We start from the raw sequence: 23,892 nt of genomic DNA, 5'->3' as shown, positions 1-23,892 counted from the left end.
GATTATACATAACTCGTTTCGACAAACATCATGCAGTTTCGCCAAAATCTGCGATTTGTGATATAGTTTCGTACCTTTAAATCCGGTAATTAGTAGAGGGATAGCGGCTCAATGAGCGACCTTGCCAGAGAAATAACACCGGTCAACATCGAGGAAGAGCTGAAAAGCTCCTATCTGGATTATGCGATGTCCGTTATTGTCGGACGTGCGTTGCCAGATGTCCGGGATGGACTGAAACCGGTGCACCGTCGCGTACTGTATGCGATGAATGTACTGGGTAATGACTGGAATAAGCCATACAAAAAATCGGCCCGTGTAGTCGGGGACGTTATCGGTAAATATCACCCGCATGGTGACAGCGCGGTCTACGACACAATTGTACGTATGGCCCAGCCGTTCTCACTGCGCTATATGCTGGTGGATGGGCAGGGTAACTTCGGTTCCGTTGATGGCGACTCCGCTGCGGCGATGCGTTATACCGAAATCCGTATGTCTAAAATTGCTCACGAATTGTTGGCGGACTTAGAAAAAGATACCGTCGATTTCGTGCCGAACTATGACGGTACGGAGCAAATTCCTGCCGTAATGCCGACCCGAATTCCTAACTTGCTGGTTAACGGCTCGTCAGGTATTGCCGTCGGGATGGCAACCAATATTCCGCCGCATAACCTTTCTGAGGTTATTGATGGCTGTCTGGCTTATATCGAAGATGAAAACATCACCATTGAAGGGTTGATGGAGCACATCCCGGGGCCAGATTTCCCAACTGCTGCGATTATCAATGGTCGTCGTGGTATTGAAGAAGCCTATCGTACTGGCCGCGGTAAGGTGTATATCCGTGCCCGCGCAGAAGTGGAGGCTGATGCTAAAACTGGTCGCGAAACTATTATTGTTCACGAGATCCCGTATCAGGTGAACAAAGCGCGGTTGATTGAAAAAATCGCTGAACTGGTTAAAGAAAAACGCGTAGAAGGCATCAGTGCGTTGCGTGATGAGTCTGATAAAGACGGCATGCGTATCGTGATTGAAATCAAACGTGATGCTGTCGGGGAAGTGGTTCTGAACAACCTCTACTCTCTGACGCAATTGCAGGTGACTTTCGGTATCAATATGGTGGCTCTGTCTCAAGGGCAGCCTAAATTGCTTAACCTGAAAGACATTTTGGTTGCTTTCGTGCGCCACCGCCGTGAAGTGGTGACTCGCCGTACCATTTTCGAATTGCGTAAAGCACGTGACCGCGCACATATCCTTGAAGCGCTGGCTATTGCACTGGCTAACATCGATCCGATTATCGAATTGATCCGCCGTGCAGCAACACCTGCCGAAGCGAAAGCCGGTTTGATTGCCAGCCCATGGGAGTTAGGCAACGTTGCAGCCATGTTGGAACGTGCCGGTGATGATGCAGCCCGCCCAGAATGGCTGGAAGCTGAATTCGGTATCCGTGACGGCAAATATTACCTCACCGAGCAGCAAGCTCAGGCGATTTTGGATCTGCGTTTGCAGAAACTGACTGGCCTGGAGCATGAAAAACTGCTGGATGAGTATAAAGAGCTGCTGACCTTAATTGGTGAGTTGATCTTTATTCTGGAAAATCCAGAGCGCTTGATGGAAGTTATCCGCGAAGAGTTAGTTGCTATTAAAGAGCAATATAACGACGCGCGTCGGACTGAAATCACGGCGAATACCTCTGACATCAATATTGAAGATCTGATTAATCAGGAAGATGTGGTCGTAACATTATCCCATCAGGGCTATGTCAAATACCAACCTCTGTCTGATTACGAAGCTCAGCGCCGTGGTGGTAAAGGTAAATCGGCTGCGCGCATCAAAGAAGAAGACTTCATTGATCGCCTGCTGGTCGCCAACACTCACGATACTATTTTGTGCTTCTCCAGTCGTGGCCGCCTCTATTGGATGAAGGTCTATCAGTTGCCGGAAGCCAGTCGTGGCGCACGTGGTCGTCCGATCGTCAACTTGTTACCGCTGGAGCCAAATGAGCGTATCACCGCCATTTTGCCAGTGCGGGAATACGAAGAAGGTCGTCATATCTTTATGGCCACCGCCAGCGGTACTGTGAAGAAAACTGCACTGACTGAGTTCAGCCGTCCACGTAGTGCCGGTATTATTGCCGTCAATCTGAATGAAGGCGATGAACTGATTGGTGTCGATCTGACCGATGGCACTAACGAAGTCATGCTGTTCTCGGCTTTGGGTAAAGTGGTTCGCTTCCCTGAGTCGCAGGTTCGTTCGATGGGCCGTACCGCGACCGGTGTGCGCGGTATCAACCTCAATGGCGACGATCGGGTTATTTCTCTTATCATCCCTCGTGGTGATGGCGAAATCCTGACTGTGACTGAAAACGGTTACGGTAAACGTACCGCAGTGGAAGAATATCCAACCAAGTCCCGTGCGACTCAGGGGGTTATCTCCATTAAAGTCAGTGAGCGTAATGGTAAGGTTGTTGGCGCTGTGCAAGTGGCACCGACCGACCAAATCATGATGATCACCGATGCAGGTACACTGGTGCGCACTCGCGTATCAGAGGTGAGTGTTGTGGGGCGTAATACCCAGGGTGTGACACTTATCCGTACCGCTGAAGACGAGCACGTCGTTGGTCTGCAACGTGTTGCTGAGCCGGAAGAGGATGATGATATCCTTGAGGGTGAATCATTAGAAGGTGACGAGGGCAGTGAGAATGATGCTGTACTCAACACACCAGCAGATGAAGATGCTGCTGACGAAGCAGAAGATGAAGACAACGCATAATGCGTAGATGAAATAGAAGCCAGCTTACGAGCTGGCTTTTTTATGAGTCGTGGGTAGTGTATTCTGTTATCACGCAGCCTGCCCGGCGATGCTTTCATCATGGTATCAGATTGAAATATCTTTCTTCATTTCGCACGACACTGAAAATATCCCGTTACCTATTTCGGGTATTGGCGGTCATGTTATGGTCACTCGGCGCACTGCTGACCACTTTTTATATCCTGAACATCCTTAACGAGAAAAAATCCGATATTCGTCAGGAATATAATACTAACTTCGAGCAGGCGCAGAACTATATTAGGCACTCTTCTGACATTATTCGTGATATCAAATATATGGCGGAAAACAGGCTCAATAACAATACCGCTAGCAGTGATATTGCAGCCGGTACTTTTATTAAAAACAAAACCACACCCAAATATTACCCACTCAATTCGGAAGCCGATTGCGGCACACTTAATTCGTCTCGCCATTCATCATTAGATTCTCTCAGCAATCTTATTTTGTATTGGAAAGAGAACTTCGCTGCTGCCTATGATCTTAATCGAATATTTTTTATTGGCAGCGACACCATGTGCATGGTGGACTTCGATATTCGCAATGTTCCGATGGAGCAAGAAAGTTTACTTAAGTCGTTGAGTGAGCATATTACACGGTATCGTGAGGCTAATAATCAAGATAAAGACAGCCCGCTATATTGGATAGTCCCCGGTGTGCGCCCTGACATAGGCACCTTATATGTGCTTAGCCCGCTTTATGTGGGGAATAAGTTAGAAGCATTAGTGGGCACGGAGCAGACTATTCGTCTGGAAGATTTTATCTCCTCCGGCCCGTTGCCTATTGGAGTGACTTTGCTGGATCAAAATAATCAGCCAGTATTGCGCCTGGCGACGGGTGAACGTTATGCCTCAATGTTGGATGACTACCCAGATACTCCCTCTTATTTTGGCTATGTGGACGATTATAATTATCTTATTCTTAAAAAGAACTTACTGCCTTCCAGTCTGAGTATTGCCTATTCTTTGGCGGTTAAAACCATAATCGAGATATTTAAATTATTAATTTTTAATGCGTTACTACTGAATACTCTTTCTGCTGTGGTGATATTCACTCTTGCCTGGTTGTTTGAGCGAAAAATGTTCCATCCCGCTGAAGATAATGCCTTGCGATTGGAAGAACATGAGCAATTTAACCGTAAAATTGTAGCTTCCGCTCCGGTGGGTATTTCCATTCTGCGGATCAGTGACGGCACCAATATCCTCAGTAATGAGCTGGCACACAACTATATTAACTTGCTGACCAATGAAGACCGTGAACGCATTACGCGTATTATTTGTGAGCAACAGGCGAATTTTGTCGATGTGATGACCAGTAATAACAACAATCTGCAAATCAGCTTTGTTCATTCCCGTTACCGTAATGAAGATGTGGCGATTTGTGTGCTGGTGGATGTCAGTTCACGGGTAAAAATGGAAGAGTCATTGCAGGAAATGGCGGCTGCGGCAGAGCAGGCCAGCCAATCGAAATCGATGTTTTTGGCAACGGTCAGTCATGAACTGCGAACGCCCCTGTATGGCATTATTGGTAACCTCGATTTATTGCAAACCAAAGAATTGCCTCACGGCGTTGAGCGCCTGGTCACGGCGATGAACAACTCGTCCGGGTTATTGCTCAAAATCATCAGTGATATTCTCGATTTCTCCAAAATAGAATCTGAGCAACTGAAAATTGAGCCAAGTGAGTTTTCTACCGTTGAGGTGATAACACATATCACCGCGAACTATTTACCGCTGGTGGTGAAAAAGCGTTTGGGTCTTTACTGCTTTATTGAAGCCGATGTTCCACGACTGATGTTGGGTGATGCGGTTCGTTTACAACAAGTTATCTCTAACTTATTGAATAACGCCATCAAATTTACCGACACGGGTTGTATCATTTTGCAGGTGAGGGTACGTGGCTATTATCTGGAATTCCGCGTGCGCGATACCGGTGTGGGGATAAATTCACGAGAGATAAATCAGCTATTTGATCCTTTCTTCCAGGTGGGAACTGGGGTGCAGCGCCATTTCCAGGGAACCGGATTAGGGTTGGCAATTTGTGAGAAATTGGTCAACTTGATGGATGGGGATGTTGAAGTGGTTTCAGAACTTGGGATGGGCAGTATTTTTGCGATTCGTATTCCTTTGTATTTGGCCGAAAATAAAAGCCAGGCGCAAAATGCAGTATTGCCAGAGAGTGACCGCTGGCAAGGGAAAGTTTTATGGCTGGATATTCGCAATGCTCGTCTGGAGAGTTACTTACTCGAACTGTTAAGCCATTTTGGTGCGACTATCCAACGCTATAGCAATGAGCAAAAATTGCAGGATCAAGTGCTTATTTGTGATTACTTACCACAAATAAACGCGCCATTATCGACATGGATTCAGCTATCCATCGAGCATATTGGTTTACCACAAGAGACTCGCCCTGGTTATTGGTTGTTGAGTACATCTACACTTTTGGAAATCGTGCCGTTATTGGATCACATCTTGCTGGATCAACAAGTGACCGACGAGGCACCACTCGCCTTACCAGCGCCGAAAACCAATCTGGATGAGAATGCTGATCTGCACATTCTGGTGGTGGATGACCATCCTATTAACCGGCGTTTGTTGGCTGATCAACTGACAACTTTAGGTTATCGGGTCATTACGGCGAATGATGGGCTGGATGCTCTGGCGGTGTTGAATTCTAATAGCATCGATATTGTGCTAACTGACGTGAATATGCCGAATATGGATGGTTATCGCCTAACTCATCGCCTGCGAGAACTAAATCATAACTTCCCGGTGATTGGTGTTACGGCTAATGCCTTGGCCGAGGGTAAGCAGCGCTGCATTGAAGCAGGTATGGATAACTGTTTATCTAAGCCGGTAACATTGGATACGCTGCGCCAGATGTTGCGATATTATGGTGATAAGGTGCGAAAAACTCGCTAAAGCCTTCGTACTTGAAGCTGCAGGGGTGTTAGCTACACTCGCTCACCCAAATCACTTACTTGAGTAAGCTCATTGGGATTCGCTCCTTGGCTGCCTACCTGCAACTCCAATTACTTTGGCTTATGGTGTCGAGCTTGAAGCTGAAGTTTCAAATATGAAGGGGATAATAAACCCGGCACTGCGGAGCAATACCGGGTTGGGGAACAGAAATTATTCTTTGTCCTGGCCAATAGTGACAGAGGAAAGATAGTTTAACAGGGCAATATCATTATCCACGCCCAGTTTCAGCATCGCCGACTTCTTCTGGCTACTGATGGTTTTGATGCTGCGATTCAGTTTTCTGGCAATTTCAGTTACCAGGAAACCTTCAGCAAATAACCGTAAAACTTCACTTTCTTTCGGTGATAAACGTTTGTCACCGTAGCCATTAGCGCTGATTTTCTCCAACAGCTTAGCCACACTTTCAGGGGTGAATTTTTTCCCTTTCTGTAATGCTGCCAAGGCTTTAGGTAAATCAGCTGGAGCGCCTTGTTTTAGTACGATCCCATCAATATCCAAGTCCAAAACTGAACTGAGAATAGCAGGGTTATTATTCATCGTTAGTACTATTATGGCTAAATCCGGGTAATGCCTTTTTATATATTTTATCAATGTGATGCCATCACCGTACTTATCACCAGGCATGGAGAGGTCGGTAATTAACACGTTGGCATCAAGTTTAGACAAATTGTTAATAAGCGCTGTAGAGTCCTCAAACTCCCCAACGACGTTTACCCACTCAATTTGCTCAAGTGACTTTCGGATGCCAAACAACACAATTGGGTGGTCATCAGCAATAATTACATTAAGGTTGTTCATGGTTATGGGTTACCTTGCTGCAACAGTCTGGTGACGAAAGAATCAATTTGACTGATGCTATTTTCGATCTTCAACCGATCGCCATCTGCGATATGCTGTTCTAATGTTTCACACAGTTGTTTGCCGATAAGCAAATTCAACATAGCAAATACGCCTTTCAATCGATGTGCGGTCTGCGAAAGCGATATGAAATCACGTTGCTGAAGTTCAGTATACAGTTTCTTCAGATCTACCGGTACTGTCTCAACAAATAAGGAATAATAGTCACTGGATTTTAGTTGTTGCTCGTAAGCATTTATATCATCAGCAGCAATGGGTTCAGACTTTTCCGTGTGCTCATCAGATGAAATCTGATGTTCAATTAATAATAATATTGCATCAATGACCGCACTGCCTAAATTATAATTTACCCGAATATAATTATCCTGCAACTGCTGCATTCCTACTTCGTCAGATGCAAGTAATAAAGTAAATTTATCATAGTGTTGCGGGTTGTCAGTCACCGTCACATCATAGTCTCTACCCGGCAAACGATCATCAACAATAATGCAGTTAGCGCCAAATGAATTCAATAATGTTGTGATGATAGAACGCACTTCTTCCGACGTTATATCTAATAATACCGTGACGCCATCCAATAATTTCTCTTGTTCCTCCTCCTGCTCATTTTGGATAGCAATTGTAACTCGGATTGTATAACGAGTACCTATATCAACTTTGCTACGAATCTCTAATTGACCGTTTAATTTTTTACATAATTGGTTACATAAAAAGAATGTTAACCCCGAACTGTGATTGTATCTGTCGGCTAATGTTTGGCTGAGGAAAGGATAATTAAGATTACTAATTTCTTCATCAGAAATACCCACACCCGTATCGATAATTTGAATAACCAGTTGTTCCGGGTGCCCAGGTTCATGGCTCACATTCAACGTTATCTTGCCGTAAGACGTGGTAATAACAGAATAATGCAGTAGCAACGAAAGTATTTTACGTAATACTTTTTCATCACCAATGTAATTTTGGTCAAGATCAACAAGATAATGATTAAACAGAGTTAATCCTTTCTGATTAATCGCAGGCAGCATCTCTAGTAGCAGCCCATCAATGAGTGCCGACAGGGAGAAGTTATGTTGTTCTGGTTGCCAATCCTGAGTTTCTAAACGTGTCAGTAAGGTAATATTATCAATTAGCTCAATGATACTTTCAGATTGTTCTGCCAGTTTGCTCGTTAATTCATGTTGCAACGCCGGGTCAGTGGTGTTTTGTAATTCTTTGGCCGTTTGATTGAGGTTATTAATGGGTTGATTCAGTTCAATTCCCAGATTATGGAGCATTAGCTTACGTGCTTGTAGGCTTTTGTCGTATTCACGTCTGGCCTGTTGTAGGCGTTTATTGACCAAAACTTCTTTATCCTGATCATGGAGCAGGAAAAGATAGGTTTCAGGCGAAAACTTACTGCGGAACATCCTGATCTCGTAAACTTCATTATTCACCGTGCCCTGAATCACCCCGTGATGCTGTTCCGCCATATGGGCAATTTTTTGCAGGTTAAGGTGAGGCATCAAGTTATCGGCTATCTGATTGCTGGCGACTACCGCATTGCTACTGAAATTATAAACCAGTAGTCCTTGTGGCAAGCTGGTAATAATTTCCTGACTCAGTGATTTTTGCGCTTCTAACTGGTCAAGAATGTCTGTACTAGGGCGCACGAATTGGCGACGAATAAAATAGATCCCCAAAACAGCCAGAGCCAACAGCAATATATTGGACAAGATCAACCAGAAGTTATTTCTCAGCAAATCAATGGCCAACACGGTCACTGGAACACGATAAACAATTCTCAACGAGGCGTTGGCCAGTGGCGCTGAAATTTCAACCCAATAGCCATTGAGTGTCACGCTGGCGGCGGCAGTATCCTCCGGGGCCATCCCCTCATTAATCGGTGTTTTATCCGGTTGCAGCAGGAAGTTCGAGCGTGCCATATTCGGCGGAATTAAGTCATTAATCGGCAGATCAAAGGCAATGACTGTTGCCAGATGGCCGGGATGATTAAAGGTGGTTCGAATTGTGAAGTAGTAGGCGTTCTGGAATCGTAATTTCCGTAATGGCGAGAAACTCTCGCGCTCATCTAGCGTATTGGCCTGTTGGAGCATTTCTGCTCGGCGAGACTCGGCGGCGGCGGTCAGGTAGCTTTCTTTAAAACGCGACGTCACTTCCTTTAAGGCCTGGGTGGTGATGAGGGTCAGGCTATTATCCTGGCCGTTTAGATAATACATCGAGTAGGTATCATTTTGCGCTCCCCAATGGCTGTCAAGATAGTCTGACAACTGCAAAGTCATGGCGAGAGTGACGGGCTCATGATTACCAAAAATGACGGCGTCAGTTTTTCTGCGCGGTTTTTCAATATAGTAAATATCGGGGCGCAGACGCACTTCTTGCGCGGAAAGAATATCTTTATCAGAGATATTCGGGTTATTGGCAAAATCATATATCTGGTAGGTATGGTAACGATAATCATCGATACGTTGCTGTAAACCGGTGGCAATATAGCTCAATGCGTGTTTTTTTTCTGTCAGATACGCATTGGTATAGTTGTAGCCATACAGCCCAATAGTGATGAGCAGCAAGACGATAAACAGCCAGAAGCAGCGAGTGATGTTAGCTGAACTGGTAGATAACGAGTTATTTTGCATAACGATAATGCATATTCCTTGGTTAGCGCGTGACGGCTTTGGCGCTGGCTGTCACTGTGAGCAACAGGACGGCCACGCAGCCAAAAGCGACCGATAAGTTACTGAGTTGGGCAACAAAACCAATGGCTGCGGGGCCTGCCAGTATACCGGCGTAACCGATAGTGGTGATGGAGGCAACAGCTAAATTAGCAGGCATGACAGTTTGGCTGCCTGCGGCAGTGAACAGGATAGGCACCACATTGGATGCACCCAACCCCACCAGCATAAAGCCAATAAGGGCGGCGATTGAGCTATTGACGCTTATCGCGATGATAATCCCTACAGCAGCACATAAGCTGCCGCCTAATAATACCTTGTATCGGCCCAATCCGTTGACAATCCGATCACCATTTAACCGGCCCAGCGTCATCGCAATAGCAAATACCGCATAACCCATTCCCGCTTGTGAGGGTTCCATATCACGCAGTGTGGTCAGGAAAACCGCGCTCCAGTCAAGCATTGAACCTTCTGCCAGGAACATCACAAAGCACAAGAAACCGATAAACATCACCCATCCGCGCGGCAGAACAAACAGTGGGCCATCATGAGGCTCTCCGCTGCCCTGTAACAGGTTTTTATTGGCAGTTAGTAATAGAATAGCCATTAACGCGACGGTGGCAATGATGGCTGTGAGTGGGCTTAATCCCAGCCACAATAATGCACTGACACCGCCAGCACCGGCAATCCCACCGACACTAAATAACCCATGGAAACCGGACATCATTGCGCGCCCACTGGCCTTCTCAACAATGACTGCCTGAATATTCATCGCGACATCTATTATGCCCATTGCCGCACCGAAGATGAGTAAGGCCAACGCCATGGTGACGGGGGTATTCATCAATACCAGCAAGGGGAGGTCGAGGCAGAGTACTGCTCCTGCTAACAAAATCACCGCCCGACATCCCCATTTTGCCGTGAGCACTCCCGTTAGGGGCATAGCGAGCATCGATCCGACACCAATGCACAGTAATAGTAAACCCAGTGAGGCATCGTTAAGACCTATCCGCTCTTTGGCAAATGGCACCAAGGGTGCCCAGGCGGCCATTCCCAATCCGGAAATAAAAAATGCGAGCCGAGTCGAGATTTGCTGTGCAACACCTGGCTGCAATGAAGGTTGGTGTGTTTTGGCGGTCATGAGGTATAGGGTCTGCGGTTGATACGAATAATAAATATAGACAGACGGTTCTATCACAAAGCGAAATGCGGGTCGAAGGGATTTATCTGGATTAGCTGAAACTTAGCTGCCTTATTTATTTTGTTGCTTATTTTATTATCACAAAGGTTAATATTTGAACAGTGCACATCTTCAGTAGAATAATTCAATAAATCTAAACTATGACAAAATCCCCTCGTCCTTATGTTGCACAAATGTAACTTGAATACATTAATTTTAATGGTTATTTCTTTGTGTAAATAATTAACATTATTATGGTTTTATTCTGTAATAGATGTCATTGCTGAAACGATTAAAATGATATTTATCATTACGTTATTGTTTTTGTTTTAGCGATCTTCATTGGTTTTTAGCAGGTGTTTATTATTTGATTTATTAATGTTTGTAAATTAAATGAAAAATTTTATTGTACAGTTGTAACATTATCTACTTATATTTAAGTAGTCTCCATCAGCTAGTTGATGGAGATCACATAAAAAAAATAAAACAAATCCTGATTGCGCTGATTTCTTTGCTGTTGTTAACCACACCAGAAACAAGGTTAAACCCTCTTTAGCGAGGTGTTTATTTACCCTCCTGCGTCCGACTTATCAGTCCCCCGATAAGCTCTTACGTGGAGATAGTGACTTGCTTGATTTTTGAGGTTTTCCATGGCGAATTCAGCAGTTGGCGCAATTGATATTATTTCGCGGCAAAACGGGGCATTGATTTCAGAGGTTGCTGGTAATCAGTCGGTCGTGGCGCTTAACGGGTTGAGCATCGTGCGAATCCATGGCTCGGTAGACAGTGTTGCCAGCTATGAGCGTCAGGGTAATGACCTAATTTTACACATGAAAGATGGCACCACTGTGCGTTATCAGCACTTTTTCACCGCTGATGCTGAAGGAAATTACAGCGAATTGGTGTTTGATGATGGCGTCAATCCACCGGTACATGCCACTTTCCCTGCAGCTATGGGAGGGGCTACTGCGGGTGATGCTATTCTGGTGCCACAATTTACCACAATCGATGGTGTGGCAGGCTTAGCGCTAGGGGAAAGTGCCAGCACAGCTGGGTTATTGGCGGGCGCGTTGGGCTTTCTGGCGATTGCCGGTGGTATCGGTATTGCCGCATCACACAGCAGTAATGGCAACTCAAGCGGTAGCAGTTCGGGGGGGAGCAATGGAGGTAATAACGGCGGTGGTGTTAATCCTCCTACGGATAATGGCGGCAACCCGAGCCCTGCACCGACATTAACAGTCAACCCATTGACTGGCGATAACCGTCTCAATAGTAGCGAAGTGAATTCTAACCAAACTTTGAGCGGTACAACAACGGGTGTTGCCGCCGGGCAGTTGGTGAATGTCACCATTAATGGCACCAGTTATACGGCGAAAGTTCAAGCTGATGGTTCGTGGAGCATTTTGTTACCGGCCGGTGTACTGCAAGGCTTACATGACGGTAGTTATCCGGTGGTGGTCACGGTAGCTAATGGTAACGGCCAGACTGCGCAGCAAACTGTCACGCTGGTGGTTGATACTACCGCGCCAACATTGACCCTCTCACCGGTTGCCGGTGATGGCATTATCAATGCAGCCGAAGCCAAAGCAACAGTGGCTATTGGTGGAACATCCTCAGCCATTGGTGCAACCGTCACCGTGGTATTTAACGGGAAAACCTATACCGGCACGGTACAAAGTGATGGGCGCTGGAGTGTGGATGTTCCGGCCAGCGCGCTGGTTGGGTTAAAAGACGGTTCACAGTCGATATCGGCTACGGTGAGCGATAGTGCGGGTAACAGCGCCAGTGCCAGCGGGAGTGTGATGATTGATGCTGATCCTGCTAACTTTCCAACTTTACTCGTCAATTCATTTGCCAGCGACAATCATCTGAATGGTGCAGAGCAGAAAGTCAGCCAGACATTGAGTGGTGAAACCACCCATGTCGAAGCTGGCAGGTTAGTGCTCATCACGCTGAATAATAAGACCTATAGCGCGACGGTTGGGGCGGATGGCAAATGGAGTACTCAGATCCCACCCGCTGATTTGGCGATGCTCGCCAATGGGTCGGCCACTGTCCATGTTGAAGTCACCAATGCCGCGGGCAATCCGGCCAGCAAAGACAGCGTTTTCACTGTTGATAGCACGCAGGGCGGTTTGGGGATAAACCCGGTATCAGGTGACAACCTGATTAACGCCAATGAAGCGCAAACTGACCTCACCGTCACCGGGACATCGGCAGGGCTGGCGGCGAATACGCCAGTGAAGGTCACATTAAATGGTGTCACTTATAACGGCACTGTGGATGCCAATGGCAACTGGAGTGTGCTAATCCCGAAAGGGGATTTAGGCAAACTGACTGATGGCCCGATAACTTTAACGGTGGAAGCCGCCGGGTTACCAGATGCCGCCTTGCCGCTCGGGATTTATATCAATAATCTACCAGTGGCGGCATTCAACACGCCTTTTGGTGATGGAAATCTCAATGGCGTCGAGGTGAAGAGCGACCAAACACTCCAGGGTTCAACGGGGGTGAATGGGGCGGGGCAGACGGTAACAGTGAGCTTTAATGGCGTGACATACCACCCGGTGGTGGCGCTGGATGGCACTTGGTCGTTGGTTTTCCCCAGCGCGGTATTACAGATGCTGGGACAAGGGAATCTTCCACTGCTGGTAACCGTCAGTGATATAGCAGGGAATAGCAAAAGTCAGCTACTGACCGTGAATGTGGATACTCAGGCTCCAACACTGACGGTCAATCCGGTTGCCGGTGACGGCACCATTAATGCTATTGAAGCTGCCGCACCGATAACCCTTAGCGGTCGAAGTTCTGAGATTGGTGCGACAGTCGTCATCACTTACGAAGGGAAATCTTATCAGGCCGTGGTCCAAGCGGACGGTTCCTGGCATGTCGATATTCCTGCTGGCACATTAGCGGGGATTGCTGATGGTGGCCACCCGTTAACGGTGACGGTAATGGATGCCGCGGGTAACATCACCAGTGTCACCTCGAATGTGACGTTGGACGCCAACCCTGCCAATCTGCCCACTTTGTCCATCAATACCTTTGCGGGTAACAATATTCTTGATGCTGCGGAACAGCGCGTTGACCAGATAATCAGTGGCACTACCACCCAAGTGGAAGCCGGCCGTGTGGTCACTCTCTCGCTGAACGGTAAAACCTACCAGACCACGGTGGGGGCCGATGGCAGTTGGAGTGTCAAAGTCAGTGCCGCTGATCTGGCTCTGCTGGTCAATGGCAATGCCAGCATCACCGCAACCGTCACGGATGCCAGTGGCAATGCCGCCACTGAAACTCATAATATTATCGTTAATGATAAGTTAACCGGGCTGGGTATCAATCCGGTGACGGGCGACAACCTGATTAATTCGACTGAAGCAGCGGCAGGCGTGACGGTCAGTGGCACATCATTCAATGTGAATGCCGGGAAAACTATTACCCTGACATTGAATGGCAAAACCTATACTGCGCAGGTGGGGGCAGACGGGCGTTGGAGTGCCCAGATCCCAGCGGCTGATCTGGCTCAATTAGCGGATGGCAGCGCGGTATTAACCGCCAGTACCACGGATGCTGGCGGCAATCCTATTAGCAGCTCGGCAAATCTGGGTATTTATACCCATACACTACCCACCGCCAGCCTGACCCCACCTTTTGGCGACGGCACACTCAACAGTACGGAAGCGGCGCTCGGCCAAACATTAACTGGCAGTACCGGTGTCACTGGCAGTGGTCAGAAGGTGAATGTGACCCTTGGCGGGGTGACCTATGCCGCCACGGTTGCCGCGGACGGCAGTTGGTCATTACAGCTCCCAGCCAATGCATTGCAAGGATTAGGGCAAGGCACCCAGCCGCTGGCGATTACTGCCAGCGATGCAGCCGGTAACAGCAATACACTGAACACTCAATTTAAAGTGGATACTCAAGCCCCGACGTTATCTGTTGCTCCTGTTGCGACTGATAACATTATCAATGGCGCAGAGGCCGCTGCCAGCATTACCGTTCGGGGGACCAGTTCGGAAATCGGCGCTATCGTGAAAGTCAGTATCGGCGGGCAACTCTACTCCGGCAAGGTGCAGCTTGATGGTAGCTGGAGTGTCACTATTCCGGCCGGTGCGCTGTCATCGCTGGGTGATGGGCGTTATGTAATGAGCACGCAGGTTCAGGATACGGCCGGTAACAGCACCACCGTGACACAGGATGTCATGCTGGATGCCGATCCACGTAATTTCCCCACCTTGTCTATCAATGCCTTTGCGGATAACAATATTCTGGATGGTGCTGAACAGAAAGTGAACCAAACTGTCAGTGGCAGTACCACCGGCATTGAGGCTGGGCGAACGATTACGATATCCCTTAACGGGAAAACCTACAGCGCAACTGTGGATTCCGCCGGTAAATGGAGTACAACCATTCCGACGGGAGATTTGGTGTTACTGACCAATGGCATGACCAATATTACCGCAACGGTCAGTGATGTGAATGGTAATGCTGCCAATAGTAGTCACACCATTATTGTTAATAATACTCAAAGCGGGATTGGTATCAGCCCGCTGACCGGCGATAACCTGATCAACGCGCAGGAAGCGGCGGCAGGTATTACGGTAAACGGCACTTCCAGCAATTTGAATGCCAACCAGACCATTACGGTGACGCTGAATGGCAAAACCTACACCACCACCACCGGAGCGAATGGGAATTGGAGTCTGGCACTGCCCGCCGGTGATTTGGCCTTGTTAGCCGATGGCAAAACTACACTGACTGCTACCGCGACGGATAGCGCGGGGAATACGGTCTCCACCAGCAGCGAACTTGGGGTTTATATTCATAATCTGCCCGCGGTTGTGACCAACCCACCCTTTGGCGATGGTACTCTCAGCCAAACTGAGGCCGGTATCAGCCAAAGTTTAAATGGCACCACCGGTGTGACGGGCGCGGGGCAGTCGGTGATGATAACCATCGGAGGAACAACCTATCAGGCAGCCGTGGGAAATGACGGTCAATGGTCATTAACATTACCACCGAGCGTGTTACAAGGGTTGGCGCAGGGCGGGCAGTCAATTAAGGTGCAAGTGACTGATGCTGCGGGGAATACCAATAGCGCCACTACCGCCATTTCAGTCGATACGCTGCCGCCTGAGTTATCGGTAGGGCCGATTGCCGCCGATGGTGTCATAAATGCCACTGAAGCGGCGACCAATATTCCGGTATTTGGTACGTCCAATGAAGTGGGCGCGGCAGTTAATGTGGTTATCAACGGCCAAACCTACAGCACCACGGTGAGCAATACTGGCAGTTGGAGTATTAATATCCCGGCTAATACCCTCAATTTGTTGGCCGATGGCAGTTATCCCATCACCATTACGATTCAGGACAGTGTCGGCAATACCACCACCGTGACTGAGAATATCAAGCTGGTCACCCAGTCGGTTCCGAACCCCACACTGACTACGCCGTTTACTGATGGCTATCTCAATGCCACAGAAGTTACCTCCAGCCAAACATTAAGCGGTAGCACTGGTGTGAGTGGCGCGGGGCAACAGGTGGTGGTGATGGTGGGCGGGGTAAGTCATACGTTGGTGGCGGATAGTCAGGGCAACTGGCAATTAACCCTGCAACCGTCAGAATTACAAAATCTGCCCAATGGCAATCTGGTGATTTCAGTTACCGCGACCGACAGCGCAGGCAATAGCAACAGTTATACTGGCAGCGCGACGGTGGATAAAATTGCCCCCGCGCTGGTGGTTAACCCTATCAGTAATGACAATATCATCAATGCAACCGAGGCCCTGAGTGCCGTTAATATCACCGGGAGTGCGCCGCAGTCTGAGGCAGGGCGAACGGTGTCGGTGCAGCTAAACGGAGTGACTTACAGCAGTTTGGTTCAACCGGATGGCACCTGGAGTATTCCGCTGAGCAACAGCGTGCTGCAAGGGCTGGCGGATGGTAACTATCCGGTGCGGGTGACAATCAGTGACAGCGCCGGTAACCAAACCACAGTCGACCGCACTCTAACCATTGATGCCTCGCCGGCCAACCTTCCTACGGTCACAATTAACAGCGTCTCAGGTGATAACTTTATTAATCGTGTTGAGTCCACCAAAGATGTGTTGATCAATGGGGTGTCCAGCCATGTTGAGGTCGGGCGCACCGTCAGTGTGATGCTCAATGGCAAAACCTACAGCGGCACGGTGCAAAGTGACGGCAGCTGGCAAGTGACGGTTCCGGCAGCCGATGTCAGTAAGTTACCGGAAGGAGCCTTAACTGCGCAGGCGACCGTGACTGATGTGGCGGGAAACCCGGCGAGTGATACTCATCAGGTCACGGTGATTGCCTCTCTGGCAGACCAACCTGTCTTGACGGTCTCCACAGTCACCAGTGATGACATCATCAATTATCAGGAAAGTCAGTCAGCACTGACCATCAGTGGTAATAGCCAGCGGGTGCAAGCAGGGCAAACCGTGACCGTCAGTTTACACGGCAAAAATTACCAAGGCGTGGTTCAGGCTGATGGCAGTTGGAGTGTGTCGGTTCCGACGGGGGATGTGCAGGCATTGCCACAAGGGAATAATGTTATCGGTGCCACCGTCAATGATGTGGCGCAAAATCCTGCCAGTTCGACCCATAATGTCACGGTTGATACCCAGCCTCCGCTACTGACTGTTGATGTACAAACCAATCTCGACAATGTATTGAATCTGGCCGATGCCTTGTTAGGGCTGGTGGTGAAGGGTACTTGTGCCGGTGAGGCCGGACTCACCGTCACCGTGACGCTAAATGGTCATGATTATAAGACGCAGGTACAAAGTGATGGCAGTTGGAGCCTGACTATTCCTTCTGCTGATCTGTTGCTGTTAGGGGATGGCCCATTAGCGGGCGGGGTGAAGGTCAGTGTGACCGACGCCGCCGGTAATGAAAGCCACGATATCACTAACCTCAACGTTGCGATCAATGCTCTACCGACACTGACCTTAGCACCATTATTTGGCGATAACGTATTAAGTGTCGGTGAGATAAGTGCCAATGCCACTCTGACGGGGAGTTGTAGCAACTTAGCGGTCGGTACTGCGGTGGTGGTATCGATCGGTGGTAAAAATTATAGCGGCAGTGTGACCTCAGCCGGTGTCTGGTCAGTCAATATCAGCGCCGCAGCCCTGCAAAGTTTGAATGACGGCATGACAAAAGTGACGGTGAGCGCCACTGATGCGGATTCAGGTAACAAAGCCTCGGCTAGTGCTGACCTGGATATCTTAATTCATAATGTGCCGAACATTACCCTGCCAGCATTGCCGTTTGGTGATGGTTATCTGAACAAGTTAGAGGCCGCCGCCAGCCAAATTCTGACTGGCAATACCGGAGCTACCGGCAGCGGGCAGACCATTACCTTGAAAATTGATGGGGTGACCTATCTTGCCACGGTGGCCTTGGATGGCACCTGGATCTGTGCGCTACCGGCGGGGGCATTAAATGGTTTAACTGACGGCTCGCACACTATTTCCATCACCGTGACTGACCGGGTAGGTAACAGTGATACCGAGTCAGTGACCTTCAATTCTGCATTGAACATTACCCCAGCGCCGACCTTTGACGCAGGATCAATTATTGGTGGCATTCTCAATGCGGCTGAAGCGGCGGCAGGCGGGCAATTAACCGGCAGTACCGGGATTGTTGGTGATAAGTTGCAACAGGTTACCGTGACCATCAATGGCACCGGTTATGCGGCAACGGTGACCGCAGACGGGAAATGGACGTTAACCTTGTCACCTGATGCGCTGAAAGCCTTACCGGAGGGAACCTGGGATGTCACGGTCACTGCCAAAGATGCCGCCGGTAATAGCGGTTCGCTGACCAGTCAGGTTGAAGTGCTGACTCACAATTTACCCCATCCGACACTGGTATTGCCGTTTGGTGATGGGGTGCTCAATCATGCTGAAGCCGCGATTGATCAGACATTGAGTGGTAGCACCGGCGTAACCGGCGTCGGTCAACAAGTGGCTATCTCAATAGATGGCAAACTTGTACAAACCATTACGGCAAATCCTGATGGCAGTTGGTCATTACCGCTACTGACCGGATTACTCGCCGGGTTGGCAAATGGGCCACACACCATTGGGATAAAAGTCACGGACCGTGGTGGTAATGAAGTCACTATTTCACCCGAGATGACATTTACCTCACAACAGCAGGTGCCAACGCCATCTATCGATACACTTTCCTTCGGTGCCAGCATCAATATTGCCGAAGCCGCACTGGCGACCACTATCAGCGGTAAAACGGGGATAACCGGCAATAATCAAAATGTGCAGTTGCAGATTGATGTGGGGGGCATTAGCTATAGCGGAGTGGTTGATGCTAACACCGGTAACTGGACGGTGACTCTTCCCGCCGGAGCCTTAAATGGTCTGACAAATGGGCAGCATCAAATTAATGTCACCGTGACTGACTCCGCCGGTAACAGCAGCAGCCAGTCAGCCAATTTTGACAGCTTCCTGACACTGCCCGCGCCCACCATTAGCACCCCTCTGTTTGGGGCGACCTTGAATCTGACTGAGGCTGGAAGCGATCAATTACTGACCGGCACCACCGGCCTGCTTAATACGGCGCAAACCGTGAAAGTGACAATAAATGGAGTGGTGTATAACGCCAATGTCAATATCACCACCGGAGCGTGGAGCGTCACGGTACCGACGGCTGATTTAAAACAGATTCCTGATGGCGCACAGCAACCGATCAGAGTGGATGTCACTGATGGTGGCGGCAATACCGGCAGCAGTTCACTCAATATCGGCGTCGTGACCCATAACTTACCGACTGTTACCGTCGATGCGCCGCCATTTGGCGCGGAGCTGGACTTTACTGAAAGTAAAACCCCCCAACTGTTAAGTGGTTCTACCACCAATATGGCGCAGGGAAGTCTGGTCAATATTAGCTTCGGTACCCTCAATCTCACCGCAATTGTGGGGGCAGATGGTAAATGGAGCGCGCTGGTAAACAGTGCTCAATTGGGCACTTTGAGCGGCTCAGCCACCATCAGTGCCACGGTGACCGACAGCGCCGGTAACGAGGGCCATACCACTAATCCAATCAATGTTAACGTTAATCTCAGCCCACCAGCGGTGGTGCTGACCATTAATCCCATAGCTACTGACAATATTATCAATGCTACTGATGATCCTTTGAGTATTACCATTAGCGGTAAGGTCACGGGGGCGGGAGCACTGGGTGGCACAGTGCTAGTGAGTATCAATGGGATTCCACAGATTGCCCCGATTGTTTTCGGCGCGGATGGTAACTGGTCGGTGACATTACCGAAGCTCAGCTTCCCCGATGGCAATTATCAGATAACGGCCAGCGTAGTGGGGGGCACAGCCTCTGAACAGGTCGGATTGCTGGTTGACCGTTCGCCGCCGACCTTGACTCTTTCGCCTTTTGCCGACAATAACATCCTGGATGCTCTTGAATCCAAATCGCCACAGTTAGTGAGTGGTGTGGCTTCAATCGATGATATTGGGCGCACCGTGACCGTGACGCTAAACGGTAAAAACTATTCGGCCCTGATCGGAGCGCAGGGTCAGTGGAGTGTCAGCATCCCAGCGGCGGATCTACAGGTGCTGGCGCAAGGCTCCCATACTCTGAAAGTGACACTGACTGATCTGGCGGGTAATCCTGCCGAGAAAACGGCCACCATCGTCGTTGATACTATCCCGGCGCTTATCACACTGGATGTCGCGGCACCGGTTCTTAACAGTAATGTGCTGGGTTCAATACTCTCCGGCACCGCTTTGGGGGCGGAGGGTAAAACCTTAACCCTCACCTTGGGCAGCACCATACTCACCACTGTTGTCGGTAATGATGGTAAATGGAGCATTACTGTTTTGCCGGGCAATTTGAGCGGAATTGTTGATGGCCCGCTGGTGGCGGGATTAAGTGTGACCGATACCGCCGGTAACCCTAGCAGCAGTAATGTCACGGTGAATGTGGCGCTCAATCCGGCATTGGCACTGACAGTCGATCCGCTGTTCAATGGCGGCTATCTCAATGCTGTCGGTGCGTTGGTCGATCAAACCTTGTCCGGCACCGTATTGAATGCCGGTCTGGGAGCCAAAGTGAAGGTCACCATTAACGGTCACGAACAGATTGCTGAGGTGGGGGCTAATGGTAAATGGACCCTGACTCTCCCCGCTGCCGATTTAAGTCAATTGGCGGATGGCGCGTTAACACTGAACATCAGTGTAACCGATGCTAATAACAACGTGGTGCAGCTCCTCCCCGCACCGGTGCTTAATGTGTTGACTCATAACTTACCGACCTTCGGCGCGCTGGACCCCCTGTTTGGTGGCGATGGCATCCTGAATGGTGTGGAGTCTGCACTGACTCAGACGCTGGGTGGGGTGATTAATAATGTCGCCGCGGGGGCGACAGTGACTGTCACCATCGGCACCCAGGTGTTGACCACCCAAGTACAGGCTGGCGGGGTGTGGCATGTTGATTTGCTGCCTTCACTATTAGGCGGGTTACAGGACGGCAGCTTGCAAGTGGGGATTTCGGTAAAAGATGTCGCCGGAAATATCGTCAATACCCAAGTGGGGATTACGGTGTTGACCCACGATCTACCGCTGGTCACTCTGAACCCTATCTTTGGTGATGGTATCCTGAATGCGGCTGATTTACTGTTAAATCAGACTATTAGCGGCACAGTTAAAAATATGCCAGCAGGTGCGGAAGTCACCATCAAGCTGGGTACGGCGCTGCTAAAAGCCATTATCGGTGCTGATGGCTCATTCACTGTGCCGGTTGATAGCCTGACATTGAATGGATTGCTGGCCGGTTCACTCAATGTTACCGCCTCGGTGACTGACTCTGCGGGGAATACCAATACGGCAACCCGCCCATTGCTGGTGGATGTCACCCTGCCGGTTATCTCACTGAATCCTGTTTTTGACGACGGTAAGCTCAGCCTGGCGGATACCGCCATTGCGCAAATCATCGGCGGTACGGTCAGCGGGGTGGAGGCGGGGACTCAGGTGAAAGTCACTCTGGGGGGGAAAACCTTCTTTGGCACCACCACGGCAAACGGCAGTTTCACCATTGCGGTTCAACCAACGGATTTAACCGCATTATTGAATGGCAATCTGACCGTAGGTGTGTCGGTGACCGATTCCGCCGGTAACACCGGAATAACCTCCGGCAGCGTCAATGTCATTATTAATAATGTGCCTAAGTTGATTTTAAATCCGATTTTTGGCGATGGGTTATTGAGTATTGACGATAGCAAAGTGACGCAAATCATCAGCGGGACGGTGGTGAATGGCACTGTGGGGGCGCAGGTTCTGGTGCAAGTTGGCAGCAATCAATTGACAGCAATTGTCGGCACGGGTGGTGGCTGGAGTGTTCAGGTTCCGAGCAATATATTGAACGGATTGTTGGATGGTAGCCAAACCATCAGCGCATCCTTGGTGGATAGTGCCGGAAATGCCACCAGCGCCAATGGATTGGTCAATGTGTTGATTCATGCCCAGCCGACACTGTCTGTTAATCCTATTTTTGGTGATGGCATCCTCAGTGTGGCGGATTTACTGGTAGCGCAAACCATCAGCGGCACCACCACCAATGTGGCGCTGGGAACTCAAATCAATGTGGTTCTCAATGGCAAACCCTACACCGCGACGGTGGGGGCGGGGGGCAACTGGAGTGTGCTTATCCAGCCGGTGGATTTAAAAACGCTGGTGACCGATGGCCCACTGACAGTGAATGTTTCACTGCAAGATGCAGTGGGCAACCAGGCCAGCACTTCTGGCGCGTTGAGTGTCATCGCCAATGCACTGCCAACCCTGTCACTGGACCCTGTTTTTGGTGACGGCCTGCTCAATGCTGCTGATGCACTGTTAACCCAAACCATCAGCGGTCACAGTACCTCTGCTGCCGGAGCCAATGTGACGGTGAAAGTGGGTAATCTCACCTTGAATACCACCGTCAAAGCTGATGGCAGTTGGAGCATTGCGGTGCCGCCATCGGCGCTGGCAGGTCTGCTGGATGGCAGTTTTACCGCCAGCGCCAACCTGACCAATGCCGCCGGGCACAGTGCCAGTGCCACAGCACCGGTCACGGTTGGCATAAGTTTGCCGACCTTAACACTGAACCCATTCTTTGCTTCGGATAGCTACCTCAGTGGGGCTGAATCGACCACGGCCCAAGTGATTTCTGGCACCAGCACCCACGCCGCTGGCTCGCAAATCACCGTGACTGTTGGTGGCGCGGTCTTGACCGGCATTATTGGCAGTGATGGTCACTGGAGTGTGCCGATTACGCCTTCGGCCTTGACCGGTTTGTTAGACGGTTCCGCCAAAATTGGTGTGTCGGTCACAGATGCTGTGGGCAACCATGTCGCTGTTAACACTGATTTTACTGTGAAAACTCATGCGTTACCTTTGCTGGGGGTAGATGCATTGGGTAATGTCGGCAACTTACTGCAACTGCCAACCAATGGCCTGATTGTTTCTGGTTCCAGCTTAAATGTGCTGGCCAATACCAAAGTTAAAGTGACGCTACTGGGTCAAACCTTAGAAGGCACCGTCGACAGTAGTGGTCACTGGAGTGTGCAGTTCTTTGGCTCTTTCCTCAAAGCGCTGAATGTTGTCAGCATTTTAACCACCCCGGTAGCGGTATCGGTGACCGATGAAGCCGGTAACTACAAAGCCATATCGGTTGGCCTGCTCTCCGGCTCTGGTATCCAATTGTTGTCAGCCGATCATGATATTCAGGCCGCCAGCATGATGGTTAGCCATGACACGGATACCTCTCATTTAGTGGAACCACTGGCACAGCCTATCGACAGCATTCTGACCACCACGGTGACGGAGGGCGGCTATACCATCGGCGGTGTCACGCTGAATCTGGCTGATGGCGTAGTGATGTCCGGCGAGGCGCTTACTGGCAGCAGTGGTGCCGATGTTTTCACCGTTAACTCGTTGAACTTCAACCATATCGATGGCGGCTTGGGCATGGATACCTTGCTGCTGGGCGGGGTGAATCAAACATTGGATCTGACCAGTTTAGGCCTGAAGGTGGAGCATATCGAGATCATTGATTTAGGTCAGAGTGGCAGCAACAGTATCCGACTTGATTTACAGGATGCGCTCACGCTAACCGACAAGCCAGAGGATGATTTGCTGATTAAGGGCGCACAAGGCGGACAAGTCACGCTCAGTAATACCCCGGATGGAGTGTGGAGCAGCGTGGGTCAACGCAGCATTGATGGACAGGCATTCGATGTCTATCACAACTCATCGCTAGACAGCAGTAACACATTGGGAGATGTGTTGATTCAGCACGGTTTGCAGGTGCATTTGGTGTGAAATCACCGGCTCGGATAAGAGCAAAA

6 protein-coding genes are annotated in these 23,892 nt (G+C 49.5%); 3 read left to right on the top strand and 3 right to left on the bottom strand.

What is annotated here, in order from left to right; genetic code table 11:
• Nucleotides 1-111: 111 nt before the first annotated feature.
• Nucleotides 112-2,766, top strand: a complete 2,655-nt coding sequence (gene gyrA / locus FTB31_RS03535; protein ID WP_050078278.1) for a DNA topoisomerase (ATP-hydrolyzing) subunit A — start codon at nt 112-114, stop codon at nt 2,764-2,766.
• A 110-nt stretch (nt 2,767-2,876) separates the two neighbouring features.
• Complete coding sequence (gene rcsC, locus FTB31_RS03530) at nt 2,877-5,744, top strand: two-component system sensor histidine kinase RcsC (protein ID WP_077173851.1); 2,868 nt, start codon at nt 2,877-2,879, stop codon at nt 5,742-5,744.
• Nucleotides 5,745-5,954: 210 nt separating this feature from the next.
• Here rcsC and rcsB read toward each other — a convergent pair whose 3' ends face one another.
• The 3 genes from rcsB to FTB31_RS03515 are packed head-to-tail and all read right to left on the bottom strand — an operon-like array spanning nt 5,955 to nt 10,475.
• Nucleotides 5,955-6,602, bottom strand: coding sequence for a response regulator transcription factor RcsB (gene rcsB, locus FTB31_RS03525; RefSeq protein WP_004389433.1), 648 nt, complete (start codon nt 6,600-6,602; stop codon nt 5,955-5,957).
• A gap of 2 nt (nt 6,603-6,604) precedes the next feature.
• The gene (gene rcsD / locus FTB31_RS03520) at nt 6,605-9,298 is read right to left on the bottom strand and encodes a phosphotransferase RcsD (RefSeq protein WP_077295115.1); all 2,694 of its coding nucleotides are present in this window, start codon (nt 9,296-9,298) and stop codon (nt 6,605-6,607) included.
• Nucleotides 9,299-9,320: 22 nt separating this feature from the next.
• Complete coding sequence (locus FTB31_RS03515) at nt 9,321-10,475, bottom strand: MFS transporter (RefSeq protein WP_050077982.1); 1,155 nt, start codon at nt 10,473-10,475, stop codon at nt 9,321-9,323.
• A gap of 689 nt (nt 10,476-11,164) precedes the next feature.
• Between FTB31_RS03515 and FTB31_RS03510 the strand changes: the two genes are divergently transcribed.
• On the top strand, nt 11,165-23,866 hold the full coding sequence (locus FTB31_RS03510; RefSeq protein WP_227731099.1) for an Ig-like domain-containing protein: 12,702 nt from the start codon (nt 11,165-11,167) through the stop codon (nt 23,864-23,866).
• Nucleotides 23,867-23,892: the final 26 nt, after the last annotated feature.

Origin of the sequence: Yersinia proxima (genome assembly GCF_902170785.1) — a bacterium.
Classification (GTDB): domain Bacteria; phylum Pseudomonadota; class Gammaproteobacteria; order Enterobacterales; family Enterobacteriaceae; genus Yersinia; species Yersinia proxima.
The sequence above is the reverse complement of the archived record's forward strand: the minus strand, read 5'-3'. Positions and strand labels throughout refer to the sequence as shown.

Bases quoted from the DNA above. Each gene is read 5' to 3' on its own strand.
- rcsB (WP_004389433.1), bottom strand. From the start codon at position 6,602: ATGAACAACCTTAATGTAATTATTGCTGATGACCACCCAATTGTGTTG.
- rcsD (WP_077295115.1), bottom strand. From the start codon at position 9,298: ATGCAAAATAACTCGTTATCTACCAGTTCAGCTAACATCACTCGCTGC.
- gyrA (WP_050078278.1), top strand. From the start codon at position 112: ATGAGCGACCTTGCCAGAGAAATAACACCGGTCAACATCGAGGAAGAG.
- FTB31_RS03510 (WP_227731099.1), top strand. From the start codon at position 11,165: ATGGCGAATTCAGCAGTTGGCGCAATTGATATTATTTCGCGGCAAAAC.
- FTB31_RS03515 (WP_050077982.1), bottom strand. From the start codon at position 10,475: ATGACCGCCAAAACACACCAACCTTCATTGCAGCCAGGTGTTGCACAG.